The sequence below is a fragment of the Brevibacterium sp. genome (genome assembly GCF_052105255.1).
GTDB lineage: Bacteria > Actinomycetota > Actinomycetes > Actinomycetales > Brevibacteriaceae > Brevibacterium > Brevibacterium linens_B.
This window is the reverse complement of the sequence record NZ_JBQDYQ010000014.1, coordinates 36200-62580: the sequence shown is the minus strand read 5'-3', so window position 1 is coordinate 62580 and position 26381 is coordinate 36200. Positions and strand designations below refer to the sequence as shown.

The 26381-nt window shown below is 65.2% G+C and carries 28 protein-coding genes and 1 pseudogene; 15 read left to right on the top strand and 14 right to left on the bottom strand.

The genetic code is table 11. From position 1 onward, the window contains the following. The 4 genes and pseudogenes from ACTIIH_RS06340 to ACTIIH_RS06325 form a co-directional block, all read right to left on the bottom strand. Positions 1-891: pseudogene (locus tag ACTIIH_RS06340) on the bottom strand (calcium:proton antiporter); the annotation flags it as partial. Positions 892-1143: 252 nt separating this feature from the next. After that, positions 1144-1710 carry an NADPH-dependent FMN reductase gene (locus ACTIIH_RS06335; RefSeq protein WP_441451152.1) on the bottom strand — a complete coding sequence of 189 codons (567 nt, stop codon included), beginning with the start codon at positions 1708-1710 and terminating at the stop codon, positions 1144-1146. Further along, the gene (locus ACTIIH_RS06330) at positions 1707-2954 is read right to left on the bottom strand and encodes an LLM class flavin-dependent oxidoreductase (protein ID WP_441451151.1); all 1248 of its coding nucleotides are present in this window, start codon (positions 2952-2954) and stop codon (positions 1707-1709) included. Before ACTIIH_RS06330 ends, ACTIIH_RS06335 begins: the two co-directional genes overlap by 4 nt. Positions 2955-3016: 62 nt before the next feature. Beyond that, positions 3017-3463, bottom strand: coding sequence for a MarR family winged helix-turn-helix transcriptional regulator (locus ACTIIH_RS06325; protein WP_441451150.1), 447 nt, complete (start codon positions 3461-3463; stop codon positions 3017-3019). Positions 3464-3794: 331 nt separating this feature from the next. On the opposite strand from ACTIIH_RS06325, the gene ACTIIH_RS06320 reads away from it, so the two are divergent. The 10 genes from ACTIIH_RS06320 to ACTIIH_RS06275 all read left to right on the top strand — a co-directional run bounded on the left by ACTIIH_RS06320 (position 3795) and on the right by ACTIIH_RS06275 (position 12327). Continuing rightward, positions 3795-4328 (top strand): MogA/MoaB family molybdenum cofactor biosynthesis protein, encoded by a 534-nt coding sequence (locus tag ACTIIH_RS06320; protein ID WP_441451149.1) that lies wholly within the window; start codon positions 3795-3797, stop codon positions 4326-4328. A gap of 15 nt (positions 4329-4343) precedes the next feature. Beyond that, entirely contained in the window at positions 4344-5225 is an 882-nt protein-coding gene (gene fdhD / locus ACTIIH_RS06315; protein WP_441451148.1) for a formate dehydrogenase accessory sulfurtransferase FdhD, read from the top strand. A 97-nt stretch (positions 5226-5322) separates the two neighbouring features. Further along, positions 5323-6618, top strand: coding sequence for an MFS transporter (locus ACTIIH_RS06310; protein WP_441451147.1), 1296 nt, complete (start codon positions 5323-5325; stop codon positions 6616-6618). A gap of 134 nt (positions 6619-6752) precedes the next feature. Beyond that, positions 6753-7112, top strand: coding sequence for a hypothetical protein (locus ACTIIH_RS06305; protein WP_181270670.1), 360 nt, complete (start codon positions 6753-6755; stop codon positions 7110-7112). A 40-nt stretch (positions 7113-7152) separates the two neighbouring features. Further along, complete coding sequence (locus ACTIIH_RS06300) at positions 7153-7278, top strand: hypothetical protein (RefSeq protein ID WP_441090858.1); 126 nt, start codon at positions 7153-7155, stop codon at positions 7276-7278. 82 nt (positions 7279-7360) lie between these two features. After that, the gene (locus ACTIIH_RS06295; protein WP_441090859.1) at positions 7361-7579 is read left to right on the top strand and encodes a hypothetical protein; all 219 of its coding nucleotides are present in this window, start codon (positions 7361-7363) and stop codon (positions 7577-7579) included. 120 nt (positions 7580-7699) lie between these two features. Continuing rightward, positions 7700-9073 carry an NAD-dependent succinate-semialdehyde dehydrogenase gene (locus ACTIIH_RS06290; RefSeq protein ID WP_441451146.1) on the top strand — a complete coding sequence of 458 codons (1374 nt, stop codon included), beginning with the start codon at positions 7700-7702 and terminating at the stop codon, positions 9071-9073. Positions 9074-9115: 42 nt separating this feature from the next. Beyond that, the gene (locus tag ACTIIH_RS06285; protein WP_173151535.1) at positions 9116-9916 is read left to right on the top strand and encodes an SDR family NAD(P)-dependent oxidoreductase; all 801 of its coding nucleotides are present in this window, start codon (positions 9116-9118) and stop codon (positions 9914-9916) included. Positions 9917-10018: 102 nt separating this feature from the next. Then, positions 10019-10144, top strand: a complete 126-nt coding sequence (locus ACTIIH_RS06280; RefSeq protein ID WP_441090861.1) for a hypothetical protein — start codon at positions 10019-10021, stop codon at positions 10142-10144. A 341-nt stretch (positions 10145-10485) separates the two neighbouring features. Continuing rightward, positions 10486-12327 carry an MFS transporter gene (locus ACTIIH_RS06275; RefSeq protein WP_441090862.1) on the top strand — a complete coding sequence of 614 codons (1842 nt, stop codon included), beginning with the start codon at positions 10486-10488 and terminating at the stop codon, positions 12325-12327. On the opposite strand, the gene ACTIIH_RS06270 is transcribed toward ACTIIH_RS06275, so the two are convergent. Beyond that, positions 12322-12630 (bottom strand): hypothetical protein, encoded by a 309-nt coding sequence (locus ACTIIH_RS06270; RefSeq protein WP_173151541.1) that lies wholly within the window; start codon positions 12628-12630, stop codon positions 12322-12324. The genes ACTIIH_RS06275 and ACTIIH_RS06270 overlap by 6 nt on opposite strands. A 336-nt stretch (positions 12631-12966) precedes the next feature. Between ACTIIH_RS06270 and ACTIIH_RS06265 the strand changes: the two genes are divergently transcribed. After that, positions 12967-14052 carry a carboxylate-amine ligase gene (locus ACTIIH_RS06265; RefSeq protein WP_441451145.1) on the top strand — a complete coding sequence of 362 codons (1086 nt, stop codon included), beginning with the start codon at positions 12967-12969 and terminating at the stop codon, positions 14050-14052. Here ACTIIH_RS06265 and ACTIIH_RS06260 read toward each other — a convergent pair. Beyond that, positions 13989-15125: a hypothetical protein gene (locus tag ACTIIH_RS06260; RefSeq protein WP_441451144.1), complete on the bottom strand. Its 1137-nt coding sequence runs from the start codon at positions 15123-15125 to the stop codon at positions 13989-13991. The two genes, ACTIIH_RS06265 and ACTIIH_RS06260, sit on opposite strands and share 64 nt — an antisense overlap. A gap of 316 nt (positions 15126-15441) precedes the next feature. Between ACTIIH_RS06260 and ACTIIH_RS06255 the strand changes: the two genes are divergently transcribed. Further along, on the top strand, positions 15442-16374 hold the full coding sequence (locus tag ACTIIH_RS06255; protein ID WP_441451143.1) for a phytoene/squalene synthase family protein: 933 nt from the start codon (positions 15442-15444) through the stop codon (positions 16372-16374). Beyond that, entirely contained in the window at positions 16371-18029 is a 1659-nt protein-coding gene (gene crtI / locus ACTIIH_RS06250; RefSeq protein ID WP_441451142.1) for a phytoene desaturase family protein, read from the top strand. Before ACTIIH_RS06255 ends, crtI begins: the two co-directional genes overlap by 4 nt. A gap of 28 nt (positions 18030-18057) precedes the next feature. Here crtI and ACTIIH_RS06245 read toward each other — a convergent pair whose 3' ends face one another. Genes ACTIIH_RS06245 through ACTIIH_RS06225 form a run of 5 tightly spaced genes read right to left on the bottom strand, consistent with a single transcriptional unit; the run spans position 18058 to position 22784 of the window. Next, positions 18058-19728, bottom strand: a complete 1671-nt coding sequence (locus ACTIIH_RS06245) for an FAD-dependent oxidoreductase (protein WP_441451141.1) — start codon at positions 19726-19728, stop codon at positions 18058-18060. Then, the gene (locus ACTIIH_RS06240) at positions 19725-20072 is read right to left on the bottom strand and encodes a lycopene cyclase domain-containing protein (RefSeq protein WP_441451140.1); all 348 of its coding nucleotides are present in this window, start codon (positions 20070-20072) and stop codon (positions 19725-19727) included. The genes ACTIIH_RS06245 and ACTIIH_RS06240 overlap by 4 nt, the downstream gene beginning before the upstream one ends. Beyond that, on the bottom strand, positions 20069-20500 hold the full coding sequence (locus ACTIIH_RS06235) for a lycopene cyclase domain-containing protein (protein WP_441451139.1): 432 nt from the start codon (positions 20498-20500) through the stop codon (positions 20069-20071). The genes ACTIIH_RS06240 and ACTIIH_RS06235 overlap by 4 nt, the downstream gene beginning before the upstream one ends. Further along, positions 20497-21747 (bottom strand): cytochrome P450, encoded by a 1251-nt coding sequence (locus ACTIIH_RS06230; protein WP_441451138.1) that lies wholly within the window; start codon positions 21745-21747, stop codon positions 20497-20499. Before ACTIIH_RS06230 ends, ACTIIH_RS06235 begins: the two co-directional genes overlap by 4 nt. Beyond that, positions 21744-22784, bottom strand: coding sequence for a polyprenyl synthetase family protein (locus tag ACTIIH_RS06225; protein WP_441451137.1), 1041 nt, complete (start codon positions 22782-22784; stop codon positions 21744-21746). The genes ACTIIH_RS06230 and ACTIIH_RS06225 overlap by 4 nt, the downstream gene beginning before the upstream one ends. A 53-nt stretch (positions 22785-22837) precedes the next feature. Between ACTIIH_RS06225 and ACTIIH_RS06220 the strand changes: the two genes are divergently transcribed. Then, positions 22838-23419, top strand: a complete 582-nt coding sequence (locus tag ACTIIH_RS06220; protein WP_441451136.1) for a MarR family winged helix-turn-helix transcriptional regulator — start codon at positions 22838-22840, stop codon at positions 23417-23419. A 126-nt stretch (positions 23420-23545) separates the two neighbouring features. Here ACTIIH_RS06220 and ACTIIH_RS06215 read toward each other — a convergent pair whose 3' ends face one another. The 3 genes from ACTIIH_RS06215 to ku all read right to left on the bottom strand — a co-directional run bounded on the left by ACTIIH_RS06215 (position 23546) and on the right by ku (position 25959). Beyond that, positions 23546-24439: an SDR family oxidoreductase gene (locus ACTIIH_RS06215; protein WP_441090872.1), complete on the bottom strand. Its 894-nt coding sequence runs from the start codon at positions 24437-24439 to the stop codon at positions 23546-23548. Between the two features lie 142 nt (positions 24440-24581). Further along, positions 24582-24998 carry a ChaB family protein gene (locus ACTIIH_RS06210; RefSeq protein ID WP_441451135.1) on the bottom strand — a complete coding sequence of 139 codons (417 nt, stop codon included), beginning with the start codon at positions 24996-24998 and terminating at the stop codon, positions 24582-24584. Positions 24999-25056: 58 nt separating this feature from the next. Next, positions 25057-25959, bottom strand: coding sequence for a non-homologous end joining protein Ku (gene ku, locus ACTIIH_RS06205; RefSeq protein ID WP_441451134.1), 903 nt, complete (start codon positions 25957-25959; stop codon positions 25057-25059). 262 nt (positions 25960-26221) lie between these two features. Here ku and ACTIIH_RS06200 point away from each other — a divergent pair, with 262 nt between their 5' ends. Further along, positions 26222-26365 (top strand): GPGG-motif small membrane protein, encoded by a 144-nt coding sequence (locus ACTIIH_RS06200; RefSeq protein ID WP_441451133.1) that lies wholly within the window; start codon positions 26222-26224, stop codon positions 26363-26365. Positions 26366-26381 lie beyond the last annotated feature (16 nt).

Sequence of the window (26381 nt, the reverse complement as noted above, 5' to 3'; positions counted from 1 at the left end):
CGAGGCCATGTCATGGGAGAGCAGCACGATCGGCAGCACCGTGGCGACGAGGAGGGCCAGGCGGACGGCGATCTCCACACGGTGGGTCGAGATGATCGCGACGATTCCTTGAGATTCGCCGCCAGCCAGGTCGGCCGCCTCCGGCCGGCGTGATTCGGACTGGCCGGCTTCCTGAGGACGGCGCAATTCGGCCTGGTCGGCCGCCTCGGTGAGGGAGGGGCGTGTCGTTTCCGTAGACGATGAGGCGCTTGCCGTGGCAACACCGACGGGGGCCGCCTCGGTGAACTCGTGGGCCTGCGGTCCCATCTGTCGGTAGAGGAAGAAGGCGTAGGCACCGACGGTGACCACGATGATCGGGATCTCCTGCCAGATCTCGTAGGCGCCATCGGGGGTGCCGATGAGGGCGGGCACGGCGAAAGCGAGGGCGGCGAACACGACGATCATGACGAGGTAGTTCGAGACGCCCGTGCGATTGTGGGTGAGCGCCCCATGCCGCAGCCCGCCGACGAGCAGACACAGGCCGACGACCGCGCCGAGGATGATCATCGACACCGCCATCACCGAATCACGGGCGATCGTCGCGTGATCGCCCGGGCCCAGCAGCACCGCGGCGATGAGGATGACCTCGATGAGGCAGATCGAGATCGTCAGCACGAGCGAACCGTAGGGATCGCCGAGGCGGTTTGCTAAGTGCTCGGCCTCGGTGACGACGCCGAAGGCGCAGATGAGGATGACCGCGATGATGACGATGAGCGCGGTCACGAGCAGCGGCAGGGGGACCGGCGGGGCAAGCAGGGAACCCATGAATTGCAGGGCGGTGAAGACGCCCCAGCCGGGGACGAGTCGCAGAATTGCGGTCGGCGTGATGATGGTGCGGAGGGCGGCGGTCATGAAAGGTCTTCCTGTCTCTGAGGCCGTCCTCATCGTGAGTCTCACTCACCCGGGTCGTCCCGACTGGTTCCTTCCGATTTCAGGCTATCCAGGCCCGCCTGGCCCGGCAAATCGGGTGATCTGGGGCATCGGCCGCAACGGCACAGTTTGAGTTGGATAGCCCATGTTTGAAACGGTGCTATTCAACTTAACCAGTGCCGTTTTGGCCGGGTGCGGTCACTTCAAGAAGGGCTGGCGCTTCAGAACCCGAAATCAGAACCCGTAGGCGGCGTCCCGCTCCTCCCGGATCGAGGCAAACGTGCGGGTGAGCACGATCGTGTCCTCGACGAGGCGGTCGAGTCGCTGGAGAACGTCGTGGCTGACGATCTCGCCCCGGTGCAGGTCGCTGCCCTCGACGAACACATACGGCTGGACTACCTGTGCCTTCATATAGCTGAGGATCGGCAGCAGGTGCTGGGCTGGAATGAGATAGTGCTTCGACGAACCGGCAGTGGCGACGACGCCGACGACCTTGTCGAGGAAGGCATTGACCGGAAGCAGATCGAAGACGTTCTTCAGCGCCGCCGGAATCGAGGCCTGGAAGATCGGGGTGCCGATGATCATCGCATCAGCGGCCATGAGCTCCCTGGCCACCCGACCGGTGTCACCGGTGTACTCGGTGAAGTTCCGCCCGTCGGCGAAGATCATGTCCACCTCGGCGAGGTCGATGACGCTCACGTCGATGGTGGGGTCGTAGGCGGCGACCGCCTCGGCGAGGTGATCGATCACGGTCCGGGTCTTCGTTCCGACGTTGGACCCGGACAGCAGAACCAGCTTCATGACAGGGCCTCCTCGGCGGAATCGAATGTGGAACCAGCAGAGCCGGACGTAGAACCAGCAGGGCCGGACGCTGAACCGGCGGATTCGGTCGGCGAATCCGCATGCACGGTGGCGGTGTACTTCTTGACGGCGGGCAGGATCTCGGTGCCGATGATGTCGATCTGGTCCATCACGTCGGCATAGGCCATCCCGCCGAAGTCGACCTGCGCGAGGTAGCGCTGGTGACCGAAGACCTCATGCTGGTGGAGGATCTTCTCGATGATCTGCTGCGGGCTGCCGATGTTCGCGATGGATGCCGGGTCGACGCTCTGCGCGAAGTGCTGCTTGGGCATGCCCTGTCCGTTCGTGCGCTTCATCCCCTCGTTGATGTGCGGATACATTTCCCGCAGCGCCTCCTGCGAAGTCTCCGCCGCGTGGAAGAAACCGGCCGTGGCGATGGGCAGGGTCGCCGGATCGAATCCGGCATGAGCGGCCGCGCGACGGTAGGCATCGACGGTGCCCTTGAACACCGAGGTGGTCCCGCCGAGGTGGGCCATGACCATGGGAACCCCGGCCAGTCCCGCCTTCACCGCGCTCGCCGGTGCCCCGCCGACGGCGCGCCAGATGCGCAGCGCCTGCCCGGTGGGGCGGGGGAGGACCTCGGCGTCGTTGAGCGGAGCCCGGAACTGACCGGACCAGGTCACCTGCTTCTCGCGGTTGATCTTGAGCAGCAGATCGAGCTTCTCCTCGTACAGCTCTTCGTAGTCGCGCAGATCGTAGCCGAGGAGTTCGAACAGACCGACCCGGGAGGCGCGACCGGCGACGAGTTCGGCACGACCGCCGGAGATGAGATCGATCGTCGCGAAGTTCTCGAACACCCTGACCGGGTCCGAGGTCGACAGGATCGTCGACGAACTGCCGATGCGGATCGTGTCCGTGGCTTGGGCGATGGCGCCGAGGATGACGGCATGGGCCTGCGAGGCGAAGAACTCCTGGTGGCTCTCGCCGAGGCTGAAGAAGTCGAGTCCGGCTGCCTCGGCAGCTTGGGCGTAGCCGATGAACTCGTGGATGCGCTGCCCCGCATCGACGCGTGATCCGTCGTGCGGGTCAGGCAGATGATCGCCGAGGCTGTAGATGCCGAACTGCAGTCCCTGACCTCGGTCGAGACCGAATTCGTGCATATAGTTCGGCTGCTGTGTCGGCTGGGAATCAGTCGTTTCGGAGTGCTGCGGTGGGGTGACGTGCGGCTGCGCGGACTCGCTCAAGGTCTCTCCTCGTGACGGGGACGAAAATGTCATTTGCCATGTCAACTGAGACGGCTGCGGAATTATTCCCGCGGGTTCTCGCCGCGCTTCCGGCTGGTGTCGTAGAGCTTCTTCATCAGTGCGTGCAGCTGCACTTTCTCATCCTCGCTCAAGGAATCGTCGAACAGAGACGCCTGCTGTTCCTGCTGCGAGGGAAACGCGCGTTCGAGGAGTTCGCGGCCCTTGGGCGTCAGCGAGATATGTTTGGTCTTCCAGTCCTGTTCGCGGGAGATCAGGCCCTCGGACTCGAGCCGGGCGAGCATGCGGGAGATGCCGCCGCCGCTGACGGTCAGTCCTTTTGCGAGTTCGGACTGCGTGATCGGCTCGAAATTGCGGATATGGGCAAGGGCTTCGAACTGGGCGACGGTGAGCCCGAATCGGCGCAGGTGCTCATTGGAGAGCTGGTTGCTGTTCTGGACGAAGCGGGCCATGCGCAGCCAGATGAGCGTGCTCAGGCTCAGATCTTCCACCGCTTCTCCTTCTCCTGACTGCGTAGTGGCCGCTGACGTTGTGGGCGACGTGTTTCGCCCTCACATTACCTGGGCTGCGTGGGGTGAGATGCGGGCAGTCTTGAAGATGAATGTCTGTGGTGGTTGAACAAGTGGCACCAGATGGGTGAAACGGACGTCGTCTCGAAAAGGCGCCCGGGGTCGTGCCGTCTCTGGCCATCCCCGACCGGAGTGGGACAATGGAGGCAGTCACCGTGCCTCGTGGGCGAGCGCAGGGATGGTGAGCAAGCGCACGTACCAGCTGTGCTGTCCACGAGCGCGATTGAAACTGAATGGGGAAGAGGGCAGATAGGTGAGCGAAGAGAACAGCGAACTCCTCGGAGCGGGACGCAAGGCTGCAGTCATCATCGCCTCCACCTCGGCGGCTCGGGGAGAGGCCGCGGACACGACGGGTCCGATCCTCGTCGACTGGCTGCGCGGCCGCGGTTATGAGACCCCCGATGCCATCGTCGTCCGAGACGGCGTACCTGTCGGTGAGGCCTTGAGGACTCTTCTCGTCGACACTCCGGAAGCCGGCCGTCCTCGCATCCTCGTCACCAGCGGCGGCACCGGGCTCGCTCCCGATGATCGCACTCCGGAGTTCACTGCCGAACTCCTCGAACGCCAGTCCCCGGGCCTCATCTATGCGATGTGGCGCAAGGGTCTCGAAACAACATCCTCGGCGGTGATGAGCCGCGCGGTCGCGGGAGTGCGCGGACGCAGCTTCGTCATCAACTTCCCCGGTTCGAAGGGAGGGGTCAAGGACGGAATCACCGTCATCGATGACCTCCTCGAGCACATTCAGACCTCCGTCGAGGACACCACCGATCACGGCCCCCGGGCCTGAGAGAGGAACGAGACCATGCAGATGCGCAAGGCCGTGCGAGCCCGGGTCTATAAGTTCGACGCCACTGGTGAGATCTCGGCCGGTCCGGATTCCCTGGCAGGCGAGGAGCCGCTGGAGATCCAGCTCAACGGTGAGCAGTACACCGTGACCATGCGCACCGCCGGACACGACGTCGAACTCATCGCCGGATACCTGCTCTCCGAGGCTGTGGTGACCTCGATGGACGATATCGACGAGGTCAACTTCTCTGCCGGGCTCGCCCCCGATGGCAGCCGGAACTACAATGTAGCCCAAGTGCGTCTGGCTCCTGGGATCTGGACGCCCGAAACAGCGCCCGCTCGCAACGTCTACACCTCGTCGTCGTGTGGAATCTGCGGAACCGCGGCCGCCGATGCGGTGACGAAGACCTCCGCGTTCCCGCTCATCCCCGCCGCCTTTCATGTCGAGGACCAGGGGGAATACGAGTTTCCGCAGCTGCTCTCTGCCGCCCGGATCGGTGAGCTGCCCGATCGACTGCGGCAGACGCAGGAGATCTTCGACAAGACCGGCGGGGTCCACGCCGCGGCACTCTTCGCCGTCGGAGACGACCCGAACGCAGAACCCGAACTGCTCGTCGGTCGCGAGGACGTCGGCCGGCACAATGCCGTCGACAAGGTCATCGGCTGGGCCATGGCCAACCGTGGCCTGCCGCTGCGATCGACCGTCCTGCAGGTGTCCGCGCGGGCATCGTTCGAACTCGTCCAGAAGTGCGCGATGGCGGGCATCCCGATGATGTCCGCCGTCAGCGCCCCATCGGCGATGGCCGTCGACTACGGCAAGGACGTCGGCGTGAGCGTCATCGGCTTCAACCGCAAAGGCAAGTTCAACGCGTACTCGTACCCCGAACGCGTGGCGTGACTTCGACGCTGCAGCCGCGCCTGAGACATCTCCACACTTGCCGTCGGCCTCCGGCTAGCATGCTGAGTTGAAGCATGCCCTCGACAGGAGGTCAGTGATGGCCGACCACGGCCGGAAACTGGACCAGAAGCCCCCTGGCATCGGTCTCCTCACCGTTCTCCTCGGTGCCGTCGCCGCCGGACCCATCCTGCTCTACGGGCTCAGTGCCACGAGCGATTCGATCATCGCCGAGCTCGGCATCTCCGAAGCCCACTTCGGACTGCTCGCCACCACCTGCTTCGGCACCGCCGCGATCGGCAACGCCACCTTCGGCCGCCTCGCCGACCGGCATTCTGACCTCTCGCTCATGGCGTTCATCTTTGTTCTCTCCGCGCTCGCACTGCTTCTGGTGGCCGTGCCGGACGGGTTCGGGATGCTGCTGCTCGCCGCCGGCCTGTCCGGCATCGCCCAGTCCTTCCCCAACGGGGTGACCAACCGGATCCTGCTCGAACGCGTCCCCGACATCAAACGCATCGGCTGGGTCGGCATCAAGCAGTCCGGGGTCCAGGTCAGCCAGCTCGTCGCCAGCCTCGCCTTCCCCGTCCTCGCGCTCGGCATCGGCTGGCGCGGCGCAGCCCTGACCGTCGCGATCATCCCGCTCATCCTGCTTGCGATGACCTGGTATTCCCTGCGCACCACCCCGCTGCTGACCGCTCCGAAAACCTCAAGCGATACCCCCGCCGAGGCGGCCGACCTCAACCCTGACATCGCCGAGACCGACACTCCCGCCGAGGCGGCCCGACCCGACCCAGGACCGTCACCCACCCGTCCGGCCAGGCACCCCGGCATGGTGTGGGCCCTGGCGCTGTTCGGGCTGATCAACGGCATCGGCGTGCAGGCGACGAACGTGTACATGCCCCTCTTCGCCGTGCGCGAGATGAGCTTCAGCCTCGTCCTCGGCGGTGCCACGGCGGCACTGGCCGGCGTCATCGGCGTCATCGCCCGCGTCACCTGGGCCAGACGCATGGCCAAAGGCGCCTCGGGGCCGCACCTGCTGCTGGTCCTCGCCCTCATCGCCCTGGCTGGAGCGGTGCTGTTCCTCATCGCCGACACGGCCGGGTGGGGACTGCTCGTCTGGGTCGCCGTGGCCTTCCACGGAATCTCGGCTCTCGGCGTCTCGGTGGTGCTCATGGCCGCACTCGTACGTGCGATCCCGGCGTCCTCGATGGCGTCGGCCAGCGGCATGGTCACGGCAGGGATGTTCTTCGGCTTCGCCTTGGGCCCGCTGCTCATGGGCGTCATCGTCGGCTCGCCCGGCGGGTTCGAACTCGGCTGGATCGCCGTAGGTGCCACCTATGTGCTGTGCGTGATCCTCGCGCTCATCCTCATCCGCTCAAGCTCCCGCCGCAGCTGAGGATCAGTCGACCACAGTCGACCCACCGTTCAGCCAGAGCGAGGGGTGTCGTCCCGAGCGCCTTCCCGGCGCCGAGGCGGCCCGTATGAGATCGGGACCGAAAATCGGGGCGACGTGTGCTTACAATAGAACACATGTCTGAATATGATCCTCCGGCGTGGATGATCCGCTACCGGAACTTCAAAACGCTGTGCTCCTATGTCTGCGGTGAGTTCATCCGCTTCTATCTCACCACCGGCTGCGATCAGATCAGGTATACGCATTCGCAGATCACCGAGGGACTGCCGAACTATTCATGCCGACTGGACTCCGACGACGGATCGGTTCTGCTGCTGCCGCTCGACGACTGGGTCGATCGTCTGGACGAGGTCATGCCGCTGGTGCGGACGTGGCTGGGCGAGCATTCGGATCTCAAAGGGTGCAAGCCGGAGAAGTCGCACTACCAGGGCGACCGCTATTGGTTCACCCGCTGGCAGGAGGCCAACCCGTGGTGACGGGCGACTCTGTGATGACGGTGGCCTGCGGTAGGGCACCTTGGACATCCAGCGGGTGGGTCGCAGTAGAATCCGGAACATGCGCAAACGTGTGATCGTGATCGTCATCGCGGCTTTGGCGGTACTGGGGCTGATCGCCACCATGCTGGGCGGCGTGCCTGCCTGAGTCGCTTTTCGGCCTGACCTCATCCGCCGTGCCGAAGACGGCCCTGCACGTCTTCGCCCATGATGCGGAGAGCACCGACTAAGTGGTCGGTACCGGCGGAACCCTGAAAGGCTCCAGAGAGCTCGTGGCCGAGCGGTACAACGAACGAGGCGGCGAACTCAGTAACCGCTTTCAGCGGTACGTCTTCGACTCCGATGAAATCCAGAAGTTCGAAAGCGATCTCGACAACGGAGCGATTCTGCGTGTGATCGGCGACCCCGATCTCCGTGCGGATTATAAAGGCAATCGCCGAATACCGTAAGGGACTGGTCGCGGGCGTCGACGTTTGGGACGGTGGAGTCTCGGTTCGGCAGAGGTCGCGGAGCGGTGACGATTACTGCTCCGCCGAGCACCTTGACGAACCTCGAGGAAAGGAGAAACCGTGACCGCGAAATTCAACACCACGAACCCGGCGACCGGAGAGGTCCTCAAGGAATTTCCCACAGCCAGCGACGAGGAGATCTCCGCCGTCATCGACGCCTCCGACGCGGCCTTCCAGACATGGCGGACGACCGATGTCCGGGAGCGTTCTGCACCGCTCGCCCGAGCGGCGGATCTCATGGACGAGCGCAGATGGGACCTCGCTGAGCTCCTCACGCTCGAAATGGGCAAACTGCGCGCCGAGGCCGAAGCAGAGGTCGAACTGGCAGCGAGGATTCTGCGCTACTACGCCGAAGAGGGACCCCTGCTGCTCTCTGACGAGGTGCTCGAACCGTCCAGCGGAGGCAGCGCGGTGATGAAGTACGAGCCCATCGGTCCGATACTCGGTGTCATGCCGTGGAACTTCCCCTACTACCAGGTGGTCCGCCTGGCTGCGCCGAACCTCGTGGCGGGCAACACCATCATCCTCAAGCACGCATCGAACTGTCCGCAGTCGGCTCTGGCCTTCGAACAGGTCATGAATGATGCGCAGCTGCCGTCCGACTGCTATCGCAACGTCTTCGCCGACAGTGATCAGATCCAGACGGTCATCGCGGACGAGAGAGTTCGCGGCGCCTCGCTGACCGGTTCCGAAGGCGCCGGAGCGGCAGTGGCAGGGGCCGCCGGCCACAACCTGAAGAAGTCCATCCTCGAACTCGGCGGAAGCGACCCGTTCATCGTCCTCGACTCCGCGGATCTGGATGCGACCGTCACCGCCGCCGTGAAAGGGCGGATGACGAACTCCGGGCAGAGCTGCATCGCCTCCAAGCGCCTCATCGTGGTCGAAGATCTCTACGACGAGTTCGTGGATCTGATGACGGCGAAGATGTCGCAGTTCGTTGCAGGAGACCCTGCAGACTCCGTCACCACGATGGCACCTCTGTCCTCCGAGAAAGCGGCGCAGGAACTCATGGAGCAGGTACATGACGCCATCGATCACGGTGCGAAGGTCCACACCGGCGGGCACCGAGTCGACCGACCGGGTGCCTTCGTCGAACCCACGGTGCTGACCGGGGTGACCGAACAGATGCGCGCCTACTCGGAGGAGCTGTTCGGACCCGTCGCGGTCGTCTACTCGGTCGCAGGCGAGGACGAAGCTGTCGCTCTGGCCAACGACTCGTCCTTCGGCCTCGGCGGCACGGTCGTCAGTGACGACATCGAGAAGGCCCAACGCGTCGCTGACCGCATCGACACCGGAATGGTGTGGATCAACCAGGCCACCTGGACCGAACCCGACCTGCCCTTCGGCGGGACCAAGCGCTCGGGCGTCGGTCGGGAGCTCGGCGCAGAGGGCGTTCGCGAGTTCGTCAACAAGAAGCTCATTCGCACGCCCTGACACAGCAGACCGACAGTCGTCCGAGATACCGGAAGGAGACAGATGGATCTCAACATCCGCGACCGCAAGGCACTGGTGACGGGGGCGAGTTCGGGCATCGGGCTGGAGACAGCCCGTCAGCTCCTCGCCGAAGGAGCCGTCGTCGTGATGACCGGGCCCGAGCCCGACGAACTCAAAGCCGCAGTCGACGAACTCGCCGAATTCAAGGAGCGGATCTACGTCCACGACGCCGATATCGCCGATGACGAATCAGTCGACGAACTCGCCGCGTCCGTCGCCGCCGACGTCGGCGACCTCGACATCCTCGTCAACGTCGCCGGCATTCACGGGGCCGGCGGGCTGTTCCACGAGATCAGCCAGGAGGGCTGGGACCGAACCATCGACGTCGACCTCATGGGACCGGTCCGTGTCACTCGGGCGTTCCTTCCGGGTCTTCGCCGAGGCGGCTGGGGGCGAATCGTGTTCGTGTCCTCCGAAGACGCTGTGCAGCCCTATGACGACGAGCTGCCGTACTGTGCGGCCAAAGCCGGCATGCTCTCCTTGGCCAAGGGACTCTCGCGCACCTACGCCTCCGAAGGACTGCTGGTCAACACCGTCTCTCCGGCGTTCATCGCGACCCAGATGACCGACGAGATGATGAATGAGCGAGCCCAGCAGAAGGGAACGAGCTTCGATGAGGCCATCGCCTCGTTCCTGCGCGAGGAGCGTCCGTTCATGGAACTCGGTCGTCGCGGCCGACCGGAGGAGGTGGCCAAGGTCATCGCATTCCTCTGCTCGGACGCTGCGAGCTTCGTCAACGGTTCGAATTATCGCGTGGACGCCGGATCGGTGGCCACGATCTAGTGCGCCAGAGCGCCCCGAACACCGGATGCAGGCACGGCAGAGACGACAGGAAGAGGAGCGTCCGACAGGGCTGAATTCCGATATGTGGTCATCGGCGGCGGCATGGCCGCTGACTCCGCGGCCCAGGGGATACGGGAGATCGACGAGGAGGGTTCGATTGCCATCATCAGCGATGACGTCGACGAGCCCTATACCGTCGTCTGCGGGATCTGTCGGGCCGGAACCTGAGCATCGCAGCCACGGACGCGTCCGCGGAGCCCTCATGGTGAGTACGGAGGGCCGACTCGATGACGCACGGGAGATACTGGCCGAAGACTGGGACCACACCCCGGGTGGCCTCGTGACCAGGATCTCGTGAATTGAGTCTCTGGGCAGAACCTCACAGGGGCCCGCGGCGCTGAGCCGTGTTCGCGCCTGCCCTCGATCCTTCGACTCAGCGCCACCGTGCGCTGTGGGCGCAGAGTACTCTCCTTCAGGCGTTCGCACTATGCCTTGTCGGCCCCGCAGAGTGTGCTTAGACTTCCTGACAATCAGAAGACTCTGTCCAGGAACTGTCCAGGAGGCGTGTGATGAGTGGGAAGATCGAACTCGGGACTGTCAAGACCGACGTGCCGGCACGGTTGGATCGGCTGCCGTGGGCCCGGTTCCACTGGATGGTCGTCGTCGGGCTCGGCAGTGTGTGGATCCTCGATGGTCTCGAGGTCACGATGGTCGGCAACGTCGCGGCTCGGATGACCGAAGAGGGCAGCGGCATCGACATGACTGCGGGGCAGATCGGCACGGCCGGAGCAATCTACGTGCTCGGTGCTTGTGTCGGTGCGATCGTCTTCGGTCAGCTCACCGACCGATTCGGTCGCCGCAAGCTCTTCCTCATCACTCTCGTGCTCTATCTCGTCGCCACCGTCGCCACGGCGTTCTCGTTCTCCGCCTGGTACTTCTTCCTCGTCCGCTTTCTCACCGGTGCCGGCATCGGCGGGGAATACGCGGCCGTCAACTCGGCCATCGACGAACTCATCCCCGCCCGCATGCGGGGCCGCATCGACCTCATCATCAACGGCTCCTACTGGCTCGGTGCCGCCGGTGGTGCGGCAACGACCCTGCTCTTCCTCAACACCGATATCCTGCCGAAGATGATCGGCTGGCGCCTGGCCTTCGCCGTCGGCATGCTGCTGGCGATCTTCGTCTTCGTCGTGCGCAAGAACGTTCCAGAGAGTCCGAGGTGGCTGTTCATCCACGGTCGGAACGACGAGGCCGAACGCATCGTCGGCGAGATCGAAGACGGCATCGAAGCGGAGACCTCACAGACTCTGCCGGCGCCGAAGAAGACCATCACCGTCCGGCAGCGGAAGACGATCTCGTTCGTCGAGATCATGAAGGTCGCTTTCACGATCTATCCCAAACGCGCGATCCTCTGCCTCGTCCTCTTCGTCGGTCAGGCGTTCCTCTACAACGGCATCACCTTCAACCTCGGCACGATCTTCAGCGGTTTCTACGGAGTCGCCGCAGCCTCGGTGCCGATCTTCATCATTCTGTGGTCGCTGAGCAACTTCGCCGGCCCCGTCGTCCTCGGCAGGCTCTTCGACACGATCGGTCGGAAGCCGATGATCTCGTTCAGCTACCTCGGATCGGCGGTCGTCGCAGTCGTCCTCGCCTTCGTCTTCAATGGTGAAGTCGGCGGCGAATGGCTCTTCCTCCTGATCCTCGTCGTGTGCTTCTTCCTCGCGTCGTCCGGTGCCAGCGCAGCCTATCTCACGGTCAGCGAGATCTTTCCGATGGAGACTCGAGCACTGGCCATCGCGTTCTTCTACGCCGTCGGTACGGCCGCCGGAGGCATCGCCGGTCCGCTGCTCTTCGGCGGCATGATCGAGTCCGGTGACCGCTCCCAAGTGGCCTGGGCGTTCTGCATCGGGGCAGCGGTCATGGCGCTCGGCGGAGTCGCCGAACTGCTCTTCGGAGTCAAGGCGGAAGGTGCCGACCTCGAAGACATCGCCCGCCCCTTGACGGCCGAGGACGCTGAGGGTGCCGAAAGCGCTGCGGAAAGCGGTTCTGAGCGGACCGAGCGCAGTGACCGGGCGGGCTCCGCCGCCGCAGCCGAATCGTCGGCGGGCCCTGAGGCGGGAAGCCGAAGGGAGCGTCTGCGTCCGGGCCCGGGATCGGCCGGCGTCTATGCGCCGTGGCCTTCGGTGTCCTCTCGCGACGTTCCGCCCGAGGTCTCGGCCAACGAGGTCAACGGCATCATCGATTTCGTCCGCGACATGGAACCTGTCGGTGAGGTCGAACTCTACCGTGCGATCGGGGCTCGGCGATGGGGCCCAGGACGCTTCCGTGCGGCGGTGCGTGAAGCAGTTCGGCAGGGAGCCGTCCATCGCAACCGCCGCGGCAGGCTGGAATACCGAGGCGACCGATCATAGACCGGGTTCGTCGGTCAGCGGGGCTCGCGGAGGCGGAGGAAGCATATCGATGAGTTCATTGACGGCCTCGGCCAGAATGTCGTGCTGATAGGGCTCCAGGAAGTAAGCCTCGTGGAGGTAGGCATCGAGCTCGTATTCGGTGAGTTCACCGCCAAGGCTGACATAGTGCAGCCACGCTCCGGCAACCGATATGTTCCAGAAATCAACGGCCTCCGTGAGCTGCCTCCGCCTGATGATCGCGCGCTCGTCTGAGAACGAGTCACCGGAGTGGGTGTCGATGCGCTTCGGGTTCTGATCGTCCATACGTGTGCTGATTCGCCTCGTGACTTTCGCGGCAGGAGGTTCGTCCTGCCCAGTGTGCCAGCGATCCGGGCCCAGCGCTCCCTGCGCTCCCTGCTCTCGCTGGTCGCTGGTCGCTGGTCGCTGGTCTCGAATCTTCCCGAAGTGTATGTTCTGCTTCTCGAGCAGGGCTAGGGGGTGTCGGCGATCGGTCTGCCGCTTCTAAATCGCCGCGAGCGCATAACGCCTGCACCTGCCGAAGGAGCCTCTACGCAGGTATTTCAGTGAGGTCCCACATCTGGTGTCGCATCCGCGGCCGGTCCAATAGCGTGAGCGGGTCAGAAACGGAATGAGGTGACGATGAGCGAATTCGGCATCGAGGAGGAATTCCTCCTCGTCGATCGACATTCACTTCTGCCTGCTCTATCGAAGAGCAGCTTGCAGGAGGTAGAGGACGCGGTGAGCCCGAGCAGCGGAGAAGCCTGTGCCGAATGGCTGCCCGGGCAGATCGAATTCGCCACTCCCGTCCTGACCACGGCCGACGAGGCGGTCGAATCGCTGCACGCTTTTCGCCGCAGCCTCTCGACAGCGTCTCGGGCGCGCGATCTGTTCGCTGTCGGCCTCGGCACAGCGCCTCAGATCTCGGGCGCCCCCGCAGGCGTCAGTGATGGCAGTCGCTACCGTGAGTTCGCGGACCTGGCGCCCGGGATCGCAGCCGATCAGTACGTCAACGGCATGCATGTCCATGTCGACATCCCCGACCGGGAAGCAGGACTGAGGGCACTCAACGGCCTGCGCAGATGGATTCCCGTGCTCACCGCGTTGAGCGCGAATTCTCCTCTTTGGCGCGGAGCCGACAGCGGCTTCGCCAGCTGGCGTTCCATCCACTACCGGCGGTGGGTCGTCTTCGGCATTCCGCCTCACTTCCACGACCTCGACGACTACGATGCGCAGATCGCTGCTGCGCTGCGATCGGACGTGGTGTTCGACGAGGCGACTCTGGGTTGGCTGGTCCGGCTCTCACCCACGCACAGGACCGGCGAACCGGGGCCAGGGAGTGGGTTCGGTGAGATCCGGGGCCCGGACGATGCGATGCTCGCGGATGGAGTCGAAGCACCCCGCTCGCCGATCTGCGCAGTAAGTCGATGCCGTTCGTCATCGGTAACGGTGGGCGCGGGAGCAGCAGCCGCGTCGCGGGGTATGTCATCGGTCGATACTGCTGAGGTCCCGTCCATCGGAGATGCCGCTCCAATCGTGTCTCAGGTGCCGACCCTGGGCTTGCTGTCTTCAGTCTTCAGTATTCGTCCGCGTCAGGGCCCGCCAATGGCTCCCGACGGTGGTTTTCCGTCGTTGCCCGCCGGGCCCCGCGGTGAACTGTCCCTTCAGTGCAGAGTCGACTTCAGCTCTGCGATGCGTGCGGTGAGCCCGGCGATGTCAAGCCCCTGACTCTTCTTACACAGCTCTCGCGTCTGTTCGGGACAGAGGATGCCGGATGCGAGGAGTCGGGAGACCGGTGTGCGCGGCTGGTCGTATTCGCGTCGACGCACTCCTGAAGGTGTGAGGCGCCAGCCCACCGGGTTCTTCACGGGCATGAAGTGATTGAGCCGGTCGGCCAAGGCCGACCACAGACCGTTGACTCTGATGATCGCGGCATCGGTGGCGTGCGGTGTGCCGAGCGGAAGGTCAAGGCCGCGGAACGTCCGATCTGGCACGCGGGGCCCCTGTCGGAGATCGCTTGTGCAGTGGATTTCGATGAGGCTCGCCTCCGCCCACGTAGTGATGGCGCTGTCCGGAACCGCTGGCGGCAGCAGGACTCCGGTGACGACGAAAGGCACCCCGCGGACCATCTGTGCGAGCATGTCGACGACCTGCGTGCCGGGAGCGAAGGTCTTCGTCTGTACCCACCCGATCTCGACGTCGGTGAATGTTACTGTGACGCAGTCCTCGCCCGTCGGTCTCTTGATCGTCAGCAGTTCGACGAGGAAATAGCCGGGTTCGGGCTCGAGCAGCGAACGCATGCGCTGCCGCGGGAACGAAGCGCGCATCCCCGCCCCGGTGCCGGTCAGCCACGAATCGTCGTGGTCGCCGGCCTTGGCACCGCGAAGGTACCGATCGATCGTCGCCGCGGAGATATTGAGGAGTTCCCTTCGCACCGAGGAAGAATAGCCGTGCCGTCCCTCACGGAGGTGGCCGTGCCTCTCCAAGGATTCCAGGCAGTCGGACATCCCTGCCTCGAGGTACTTACCGCAGGGGCGGCCGGAAGACTTCCACACCAGCTCGAGAGCCCGCTGGGCGTGGGGGGAGAATTTCTTCGGCTTGAGACGACGGCGGTCGACGACGGCGTCGAGGGAGACTCCGGCCCTGATCTGATGGGACTGGCTGCGCAGCTGGTGGCGCGCGTGATCGCGAGTCCACCCGGTTGCCTCGGTGAGTGAGTCGAGGATCGTGCCCTTGCCCTTGCGCGACGATGCCTCATAGGAGCGCGCGTAGGTGCGGGCGAGTTGGATGGGTGAAGTCATGATGTCTTCCTCCGAATCGGTTCGAGGAGCCGCAGGGGTTCCCATGTTGGCAATCACGCTATTGAGGGCAAAGTTCGTGCGGAAGGGTCTTTACAGATCCGCGGGGTTCGTCTAATGGATTGCGTTGACCTCCCAGGCCCTCCACTTCCACTTCGCGCGCGAAGGGCTTGGTCGCCCCTTCTTGGCCGGATAACTCCGTTCCGCTGCAGGCCCACATCGACATCCCCCGGCACTTCCGCCTCGTCCTCGGGTGACGTCGCCTCGGCCCGCAAGGGAGATTCGCCCCTCGGGCATTTCATTAGCTAAGCTAAAGAACATGACGCCGCGAAGCAGCACCATCGATGAGCTCTACACGCGCACCGCCGAAGATGCGTCCAGGGCCGTGATCGCGAGCTATTCGACCTCTTTCGGTCTTGCGGTCAGACTGCTCGGAGCCAGAAACCGGCACCATATCCGCAATATCTACGCCCTGGTCCGCATCGCCGATGAGATTGTCGATGGCCTGGCCCTCGAAGCAGGGTTTGACGAGGCCGAGCAGCGGGAGATGCTGGACCGGTTCGCATCCGCCACCCACGCAGCGCTGCGCAACGGCATCAGTGACAACCTCGTCATCCATGCCTTCGCCCGGACCGCCCGCGCAGCCGGCATCGACGCGGAGCTCATCGACCCGTTCTTCGCCTCCATGCGGGCAGACCTGGAATCTGCGGACAGAGGTCCCGGTCGTAGGACCGAGGCGGCGACCGCGTCGCCGGTCCGCGGCTTCGACGCGAAGGAACATGCCGAGTACGTGTTCGGGTCCGCCGAGGTCGTCGGACTCATGTGCCTCAAGGTCTTCCTCATCGATCTCGACCGCACCCCCGCTGAGGTCGCCCGGCTCGAGTACGGCGCACGGCAGCTGGGAGCGGCGTTCCAGAATGTCAACTTCCTGCGCGACCTGGCCGATGATGATCAGCGCCTCGGCCGCAGCTACCTCACCTCCGGACACCGACTCACCGAGGCTGAGAAAGCCGAATGGGTGTACACGATCCGGGAGCAGCTCGACGCCGCCCAGGATGCCATCACCGGACTGCCGAAGGACGCGCGCACCGCGGTCCGCTGCGCCTGCGCGCTCTTCACCGCGCTCACCGAGAGGATCGCCTCTACTCCCGTCGCCGAGCTCTACCGACAGCGGGTGCGGGTCCCGAGCGCCGTTAAGGCTCGACTGACAGCCCACGCAGTCATGACTTCAGCCCGCGAAGGTCGGAAGTGAACCGGCGGAGCGGCTCCGGTGCCGTCAGCAGCCCGCGCACCGGCATCATCGGCGGGGGAGCCGCCGGGCTGGCCACAGCTATCCTCCTCGCCCGCGAAGGGCACTCGGTCGACCTGTACGAGAAGAACACCGAACTCGGTGGCCGCATCGGCGTGTTCGAGCGTGAGGGCTTCCGTTTCGACACCGGGCCCTCCTGGTATCTCATGCCCGAGGTCTTCGAACACTTCTTCGCTCTCGCCGGCACCAGCGCTGAGGCAGAACTCGACCTCCGCACGCTCGATCCCGGCTACACCGTATTCAGCCCACCGGGGCCGGTCGATGAGAGCACGGGAGCCCCGGGGCGCACGCGAGCACTGACGATCCCGCAGGGCAGGTCCCGGGTGCGGGCGACCTTCGAAAGCGTCGAGCGAGGCACGGGAGATGCCCTCGACGACTATCTCCTCTCGGCCGAGCAGACGAAGGAGCTCGCGCTCGCCCACTTCCTCTACAACCCCTTCACCTCGCCGCGGTCACTGCTCCATCGGGACATCCTCGGCGGGCTCCCGACACTGGTCCGGCAGATGGGGACGTCGCTGGCGAGCTTCGCGGAAGCCTCGTTCAACGATCCGGTGCTGCGCCAGATCCTCCAGTACCCCGCGATCTTCCTCGGCACCGACCCGAGACGAGCACCGGCGATCTACCACCTCATGAGCACGCTCGACCTCGCCCAAGGTGTCAGTTACCCCATGGGCGGGTTCCATACGATCATCGACGCCCTGGTCCGGTTGGCCGAACACTCCGGGGCGCGCCTGCACACGGGAGCCGAAGTCACGCACATCGACACCGAGGCAGCAGGGCGAGGTCGAGCCGAGCGCGGGCCAGTCGGGCGCGGCCGAACCAGACGTCGAGTCACCGGCCTGAACTGGACCGACAAGGACGGACGTGCACACACGCATTCTGCCGATGTCGTCGTCTCCGCCGCCGACCTCCACCACACGGAGACGAGACTGCTCTCTCCCGAGGACCAGAGCTTCCCCGAACGCTCCTGGACGTCGGTGACGAGTGGTCCCGGCGCGGTGCTCGTCTTCCTCGGCATCGAAGGCGAACTCGAGGCACTGCCGCACCATTCGCTGTTCTTCACCGAGGACTGGGCGGCGAACTTCGACGCGATCTTCGGGTCCAGGCAGAAGATCCCCTCGCCGGCCTCGATCTATGTCTGTCGTCCCAGCGCCACCGATCCCACTGTCGCTCCGCCCGGGCACGAGAACCTCTTCCTCCTCATCCCCGTCCCCGCCGATGCGGGACTCGGGGCCGGGGGAGACGACGGCGGAGGGGACCCGCGGATCGAGACGACCGCCGACCGTGCGATCGACCAGATCGCCCGGTGGGCCGACATCCCCGACCTGCGCCGGAGGATAAGAGTGCGCAGAACCCAGGGCCCGACGGACTTCGCCGAAGGATTCAACTCCTGGCTCGGCGGAATGCTCGGACCTGCGCACACACTGCGACAGAGCGCGATGTTCCGACGGCAGAACTCTTCGAGGACAGTCGACGGGCTGTTCTATGCCGGCGCCACGACGACGCCCGGCGTCGGTGTGCCGATGTGCCTCATCAGCGCCGAGCTCGTCCTCAAACGCCTCCGCGGAGACTCCAGCCCGGGACCGCTGCCGACCTGAGCCGGTGAGGGGGCTTCGAGACCGATAGTCAGTCCTCGGCCGGTGCTCCATGCCTGTGCCTCGTTGCCCTGCGTCCGCGCAGTGCGCCGAGGAGGCCCCGCCGGAGCAGACCGCGCCGAGGCGGCGACCAGATCTCGGTTCCCTCCACCCGCCAACCGGCGAGCAGTTCGTTCGCGGCCATGAACCCCGTCGTTGCCGCGCGTTCCATGAGCGCCACGGGCGCTTCGCAGGCGACGGCGTCGCCGGCGAGCACCAGTCCGGGAAACGCGGTGGTGACGCCAGGGCGGTCGTTGTACGCCCGCGTGTCGGCGAGCGCGCAGTCGTCGGCGATGAGCAGCTCCTGGGCGGTGATGGCGATGTCGGCTGTCTCCGGGTAGACAGCGTGGAGGTCGGCCAGCAGTCGGCGTGTCAGGGCTTCCCGGTCGACGTCTTCGGACTCGAGCATCGCTCGCGCGCCGGCCCGATGCTCGGTGCCGAGCGCATAGGCGTGGAGTTCGACGACGGAGCCGCCGTGCGTGTGCCGCCACCTCTCGGCCCCGGCCTCGAAGCGTTCGAGGACCGAGATGTTGTCGAGCAGCGCATAGCCGGTCGTGCCGAGGAAGGCCGGGCGGCTCGGATCCACCTCGTCTTCCAGCCACAGTCTGAGCACCGCGAACGGGGGCGCGTTCCGCTGCGAGGTGACACTGCTCAGCCACCGCTCGCGAGCTCCCGTGCCTGCGGCCGGTGAGCCGGGTGCGTGTCCGAGCGCGTCGGTGTCGACCGAGTCCTCGAGCCCGGCCAGCAGCGTTCGAGTGCTCCGCGGATCGGCGGCGAGCACGAGCGCATCGCTCTCGAGCGTCCCGCTCGTCGTCTCGACGCGCCACCCGGTGCGGCCCGCTCTGTCCGGAGGGCGGAGCGCGGTGACCGCGGTGTCGGTCTCGATCCGCACTCCCGCCTCGGCGAGGTATTCGCTCAGCGGCGACCACAGTGCGGTGTCGTAGTCGTCGTCGGGGACGTCGAAGAGCAGCCCTTCGGCGGAGCCAGTGAAGTATGTGTGGAACATCGCGACGAGCTCCCCGGCGGAGAAGTCCGCGGGGTGGGCGAAGAACGAGCGGGCGAAGACCTCGAGCGCGAGATGCCGTGCCCCGACCGGGAACCGCAGCCGGTCGAGGAACTGCTCGGCCGACTCTCCGTCGTAGCGTCGGTAGGAGTCCGGGAAGTCGACGTCGATGAGTTCGAACGCCGTCGTCAGGTCGACGTCGGCCAGACCGCGCAGCGGGAAGGACGGGCTGGTGAGCACGAATCCCGCGAGGCTGAGCGGGGGAGTCCGCGGAATCCGGGCGAAGGAGTCGCGCAGACCGTCCCGACCCACGAGCGGATAGTCCGTGACCGGGACCAGCCGGTCGAGGCTGGGGTCGGTGCGTGCGAGCAGGCTGCGGAGGTTGTAGTACTGGCGGAAGAAGGCATGGAATCCGCGGCTCATCGTCCGGCCCCCGTCGAGGCTCCAGGCCCGGACCCGTCCGCCGAGGCTGGACTCAGCTTCGACCAGGTGCACAGTGGCCCCGTGCTCGGCGAGGACCGTGGCCGCGGCCAGTCCGGCGATGCCTCCGCCGACGACGGTCACTCGCTTGGGCCGCAGCAATCGCGGACGGCCCGGGTGGGAGGGGGTGAGGATCGCGTGCCGGTCGCGGGGGCGCGGCTGGGAGGCAGGACGGCTCATGTGTTCTCATCTCCGGTGGCGGACATTGAAACAGTCTGTCGGTTGAGGCGCCACTGCCAGAGCATGAGGACGGCAGTGATCATGGCGAAGCCGAAGCCGAAGTCCTCGATCGGGATGTCCCACGGGAACCGGATGCCGCTGAGCCCCTGCGGATTGTAGATGACGATGGGGACCGAAAGCTTCGTCAGCCAGCCGTCGACGAAGCACTGGAAGACCAGGCAGATGCTCAGCGCCGCCCAGTACTTCGCCCGGCGGAAGATGCCTGAGCGGAAGACGAACAGCTCGAGGCCGACGACGAGGATCATCCCGATGACGGTCATGATCGTGTACTCGGGTACGCTCATCGTTCGCCGCCTCCTTCGGATTCGGGTCGTTCACCAGCGCGCTCGTGTGGCCGGGACTGGATCGCGGGCCGGTGCGAACGGTCTGAGCGGGGCAGGCTTCCCGGCCGGATGCGGCTGCGCACAGCGGCGAGCACGGTGCCGACCGCCTCATAGCTGAGCAGGGCGCACAGGGGGATGACGATGAAGAACACGAGCTCCTCGAGCGGCAGGTTGCCGAGGTGGATGCCGGTGACGAACCGCGGGTTGTACACCCAATGGTCGCGGGCGATGGCCACGACGTCCCAGAGACAGAAGACGATGATGACGGGCACGAGCGCCCACAGCACGGTTCTCCACCGGCGGTACACCCGAGCCCGGAAGAACAGCTCCAGGGGCAGGGTGATGAGCACACAGGCCCCCATCAGGAGCAGATACTCGAAGGGGCTCACGACAGTCTCCTCTCCGGGCCGGAGCCCTCGTCGAAGGCCAGCTGGAGTCCGCGCAGCCGGTAGCCCGATATGACGCTGTCCCAGCCGATCTCCGGCTCGGCGACCAGTCGCGGGCCGCGGCCGAGCAGGCGGTGGACGAGCGCATCGGTCTCGAACAGCGCCAGCGACTGCCCCGGACACTTGTGTGCCCCGTCGCTGAAGCTCATGCCGACGGCCGGGACGGCTCCGGCTGTGTGTCGCATGGGGCACAGAGACTGAGGGTCGGGCCCCATCGCCTCTTCATCGGTGTTCGTCGCGCGGACGCAGACGTCGATGAGGTCCCCGGCAGGGATCGTCACGGTGCCATCCGGTGCCGTCACCTCAATGTCGGCCTCCGCGCGTCGGAACAGGTGGCCGACGACCGGCTCGAGGCGGATGATCTCCTCGAGGATCTCCAGTCGTCGCGGCCGATCGGCCGCGAGGTACTCCGCCCCGAGTTCGTCATCTGAGAGCAGATGCCAGCACGCCATGGTGATGAACTCGCGGGTCGTGACCATCCCTGCTGTGCCGTAGGTGACGCACTCGACGAGCATGTCCGACGTGCTGTGTCCGGTCCTGATGAGATGGGACAAGACGTCATCGCGCTGCCTGCGGCGCCGGGCGCGAAGCGCCGGACGAACGTCGGCGAGATAGAACCGGACGATCGGGACAAGGCCGTTGACCGCAGCCTGCAGCCATTGCCGCCGGGTCCGCCCCCAACCGGGGGCGGCGAGGTCGACCGGCGGCTGGGTGAAGAATCCTTCGAGCCGCCGCGACATGCCCACGATGGAGGATTCGGTCAGTCCCACGACTTCGGAGGTCACGGCCACGGAGAAGTGCAGAGCCACCTCGTCGAGACGGCACCGGCCGGCCGCGGCAATCCGGTCGACCGTGTCCTGCGCGAGAGCATCGATGCGCTCGCCGTACCTGTCAGCGATCACAGCGGGGGCGAAGAAGCGGGCGAGCTCTCGGCGCTGCGAGTCATGGGGCTCCCCGTCGGAGATGAGGATCGGGTGGCGGCGGAAGACGCCGCGAGGGATACGCTCTGCGGTGAATCCGGCCTGCGTCGTGAGGTGTCGGGCCCGCAGCACCTGGCGGGCGGCGTCGAAGGAGCGGATGCGCCAGAGGTCGGGACCGTGATCGAGAAGCACCTGCTCGATCGGGGGACCGGCCGGCTCATCGCTGGGCACCGCCCGTCGGCTCGAACGGTGCCGATCGGCCCCGCTCATGCGCGCCTCAGACTGCAGGCAGAGGTGAGGTCCGCGAGTCTGCCCGCAAGCGCCTGCGGAAGCTCCGCCTCGGCGATGAGCCCGGCGATGGTCTCGCAGTGCTCGGCGATCATCGATTCGACGTATGCCCTCGCCCCGGACTCCTCGATGACCTGCCGCAGCCGGAGGCCACCCTCGGCGTCGAGGCCCCGGTCACCGAAGAGATGCGCGACCTGGGACCAGGCAGAATGGGCCCGGGCCGTGTTGATGAGCAGGGTCTCCTTGCCTTCTCGGAGGTCGCCGAGTACGGATTTGCCCGTCTCCTGCTCATCGCCGAAGAGTCCGAGGACATCGTCTCTGAGCTGGTAGACGATGCCGATGCGGCGGCCGATGGCGCGCAATCGCTCGACCAGGCCGGCGTCGCTTCCGGCCAGGACAGCGGCGATGGCCAGCGGGGCTTCGAACGAGTAGGAGGCGGTCTTGCATCCGATCATCGTGAGCACGTCTTCGGAGTCGGCCACGTCGAGGTGGAGGCTCAGCCACACGTCGGACTGTTCTCCGGCGACGCTCTCGGCGATCGTCTCATCGTAGATGTCGAGCACGGCAAGTCGGCGCGGGGCGTCGAGGTCGAGACGCGCGAGGAGGGACTGGGCCTCGTTGAGCATGAGGTCACCGGCGAGCAGGGACGAGGAGATTCCCCAGGTCTGCGCTGCGGCGCTCGTGGCTCCGAGGAGCATGGCCTCGGAGGAGAACTGACCGGTGATGTTCATCTCCCCTCGACGCACGGTGTCGTTGTCGATGACGTCATCATGGATGATCAGGCCGATGTGCAGCAGCTGCATCGCGCCGGCGGCGTCGATCGCGGCCGACGTCGCCGTCCCTCCGAGATCCTCGTGGGCATCAATGAGCAGGCGGGGCCTGATCATCTTTCCGCCCAGCGCCATCCTCGACAGCGCTTGCCAGAGCTGCTCGTACTGCTGAGTTCGGACTTGAGAGCGTCGCCGAGCAGCGGCGAGGACTTCGACGAGGCGGGATTCGACGGTCAGGACGCTCTCCAATTTCTTTAGCCAGGCGAGAGTTCAATCTAACACGTCAGCGGTATGCTGTCAGCGTGCCGTCCGCAGACTCGAGGGCAGCTGGCCTGACCTACTTCTCGAATGAATCGGAGTTCTCCGATCGCTCGGCCCTGTCCGAATCCGAGATCGCGAAGTGCACCGCGCTGATGGAGGCCCTGCGGCAGTGGCACGAGGCCGAACGCGACCTCGCCGAGGCGTCACGGCGGTATATGCAGCTCAACGACAGTGATATGCGCACCATCCGCCTGCTCATCCGCGCACAGCGGCAGGGGCTCATCGTCACTCCCAAGGACATCGCTGCTGCTGTGGGGATCTCCAGCGCCTCGACGACGAAGCTCGTCGAGCGCCTCGTCACCGGTGGGCACCTGATCCGGGTTCCGCACCCCCACGACAGGCGCACCACCAGCATCGAGGTGACAGAGGAGACCGCGCAGGCAGTGCACGAGTCGGTGGGTCGCCAGCATGCCCGTCGCTTCGACGTGATCGCGGCCCTGAACAGCCGGGAACGCGAGACCGTGCTGCGGTTCCTCTCTGCCATGACCGAAGCTGACCGCCCGCAGGGCGTGCTGGCTGATGACGGGAGCGGACGGTCGACGCAGGACCGTGCTGAGGACTGAGCTGTTACCGTTCCTCTCACCGTCCCTGAGTCTTCTGCGGTCGGATCAGCCGAAGACCCCGACGATATAGGCGACGAAGAGGAAGGTCATGGTCGCCGGCAGGCAGCTGATTCCTGGAGCGATTGCTCACGGGGTGGGCTGGCCGCCGTTGACGTTGAGGGTCTCACCGACCACGTAGCTCGACTCCGACGAGGTCAGGAAGACGTACGCGGGTGCGAGCTCGGTCGGTTGCCCTGCCCGTCCCAGCGGAGTGTTCTTGCCGAAGTGCGGAAGGGCTTCCTTCGGCTGCCCGTCGGAGACCTGCAGCGGGGTCCAGATCGGTCCCGGTGCAACGGAGTTCACCCGGATCCCCTTCGGGGCTAACTGAGTGGCCAGACCCTTCGTGAAGTTGTTGATCGCCGCCTTCGTCGATGCATAGTCCACGAGATGGGCGGAGGGCGAGTAGGCCTGGACGGAGGTCGTGTTGACGATCGTCGCCCCGGGTTCGAGGTACTCGAGCGCGGCTTGGGAGATCCGGAACATCGCATGGATGTTCGTCCTGAACGTGTTCTCCCACTGCTCGTCCGAGAGCTGAGTGATGTCCTCGACGGCGATCTGTCGGCCGGCGTTGTTGACCAGAGCGTCGAGTCCGCCCAGTTCTTCGGCAGCCTGTCGGACCACCTCGCGACAGGTGTTGCGGTCTGCCAGATCGCCCGGCAGCGGCACAGCTCTGCGGCCGGCTCCTCGGATGATCTCGCAGACGTGCTGGGCGTCTTCCTCCTCGGCGGGCAGATAGGACAGGGCGACGTCGGCTCCCTCTCGGGCGAAGGCGATCGCAACCGCGGCCCCGATGCCGGAGTCAGAGCCGGTGATGAGTGCCCTGCGGCCGCGGAGCCTGCCTGTGCCGGTGTAACTGTCCTCACCGCGATCTGTGCCGGGGATGAGTTCCGCGTCGAGGCCCGGTTCGGGTTGATCCTGCTTCGGCGGCGTGATGTCGGGAAAGCGGGTGGTGGGGTCCTGGAAGGTCAGCTGGTCGCTCATCGTCTTCCTCCTTGATCGTTGACGGTCGTTTCCGCGGGTGTCGCAGGCAGCCATGGGAATCTCCTTACCGGTGGGTGAGTCATCGGCACCGCTGCCGGAAGATCTCTTTATGCCGCTTCGGTTTCGCCGCTTCGAGGCGGTGTCAGGAATTCTGCTTCGTCTTGCGCTTGCTCTCCTGCTCGAGCGCATCGACGAGTTCGTTCTTCGTCATCGACGAGCGTCCCGAGATGCCGAGCTTCTTCGCCTGTTCGTAAAGGTGGTCCTTCGAGGCGTTCGCGTCGACTCCGCCGGCGGTAGTGCGGTTGGTGTTCTTGCCGCCGGAGCTCTGCGCGTCCGACGGGCCGGAGGAGGCCTTCGCCTCCCATTTGTCCCCGACCTTCTCATAGCTGTGCTTGAGCGCGTCGTAGGCCACCTGGTGAGCGCGCTTCTCGTCTCCGTATTGGTCGATGGCCGAGTCGTAAGCTTTGGCGAAGGTCCGCTGCGCTTTCTTGCTCGACTTCTCCAGCGTCGAGGGCAGCTCGCTCACCTTCGGCTTTCCTGTCTTCGTCGTCTTCGGCATAGTGGAACAGCTCCTTCGCGATCGGTTTGTCGTTTCGGTCAGTTAAGTGCGGTGGCCCTCACCCGGTGCGTTTCTTTGCAGCGGACGACTTCTTCGGTTCCGATTTCTTCGACGAGGTCTTCTTTGTGCTCGCCTTCGCGCTCGACTTCTTGCCCGATGACCCCTTCTTCGATGATCGAGAACTGTCCACGGACTTCCGCAGGGCCTCCATAAGGTCGATGACATCGCCTCCGGAGTCCTCCTCGGCGTCGTCCTCGGCGAAGGTCTCATCGACATCGAAGCTCTCGCCCGATTCGATCTTCGCGTCAATGAGTTTGCGCAGTTCGACCTGGTAGTCGTCGCTGAACTCCTCGGGGGTGAAGTCCTCGGAATACGATTCCACGAGCTTCTTTGACATCTCGAGCTCTTTGTCCGAGATCTTCGCCTTCGAGTTCACGCCCTTGAAGTCGACGTCACGGAGCTCATCGGCCCAGCGCAGGGTCTGAATCATGAGGACTTTTCCGCACACTCGCAGCACGGCCAGACGCGTCCTGGTGCGCAGGGTGAGTTTGACGATCGCGGTCCGCTCCGTGTCCTCAAGCGTCTGACGCAGCAAAAGGTAGGCTTTCGGCGTCTTAGACGTCGGCTCGAGGAAATAGGACTTCTCCAGCATGATGGGGTCGATTTCGTCACTGGGCACGAACTGGAGGACGTCGATGTCGTCGTTGTCCTCTGCGGGAAGGGCCTCGAAGTCTTCGTCGGTGAGGACGACCCGATGCTCGCCGTCGTCATAGGCCTTCTCGATGTCGTCGTACTCGACGGTCTTCCCGCACTTCTCGCACCGATGCTGATTGCGGATCCGCCCGCCGTCCTTCGCGTGGACCTGGTGCATTCTCACGTCGTGGTTCTCCGTGGCCGAGTACAGCTTCACGGGCACATTCACGAGGCCGAAGGCGATGGATCCGGTCCAGATAGCTCTCATTACCCCATTGAAACGCAGGTTTCGAGCACTGGCTAGACCCGTTGGCGATCTGCAGCGGGTCGGTGGCGACTCCCGGCCGCCGGAGACACTCCGTTGCTTCGCGTTGGACTTCACCCATAGTGATCGCCTCCGGACCTACTGGTGAGGCACCGCCGTCCGGCTACCGATTCCGTCCGTGCAGCGCAGGGGTGTTAGATTGGCGGTTCGAACGCGAACGGTTGCCGGAAAGCAGCCTTCGCAATCATCGCGCAAAGGAGTACCCATGGCATTCATTCTCTGGATCCTCGCAGCGATCCTCGTCATCTCAGGAATCTTCGCCATCTTCAGGAAGCAGATTCTCTGGGGAGTCGTACTCATCGTCGTCGGTTGCCTCGTCGGGCCCGGGGGAGTGAGCATCTTCGGCTGAGACAGGCGGAGAGGAC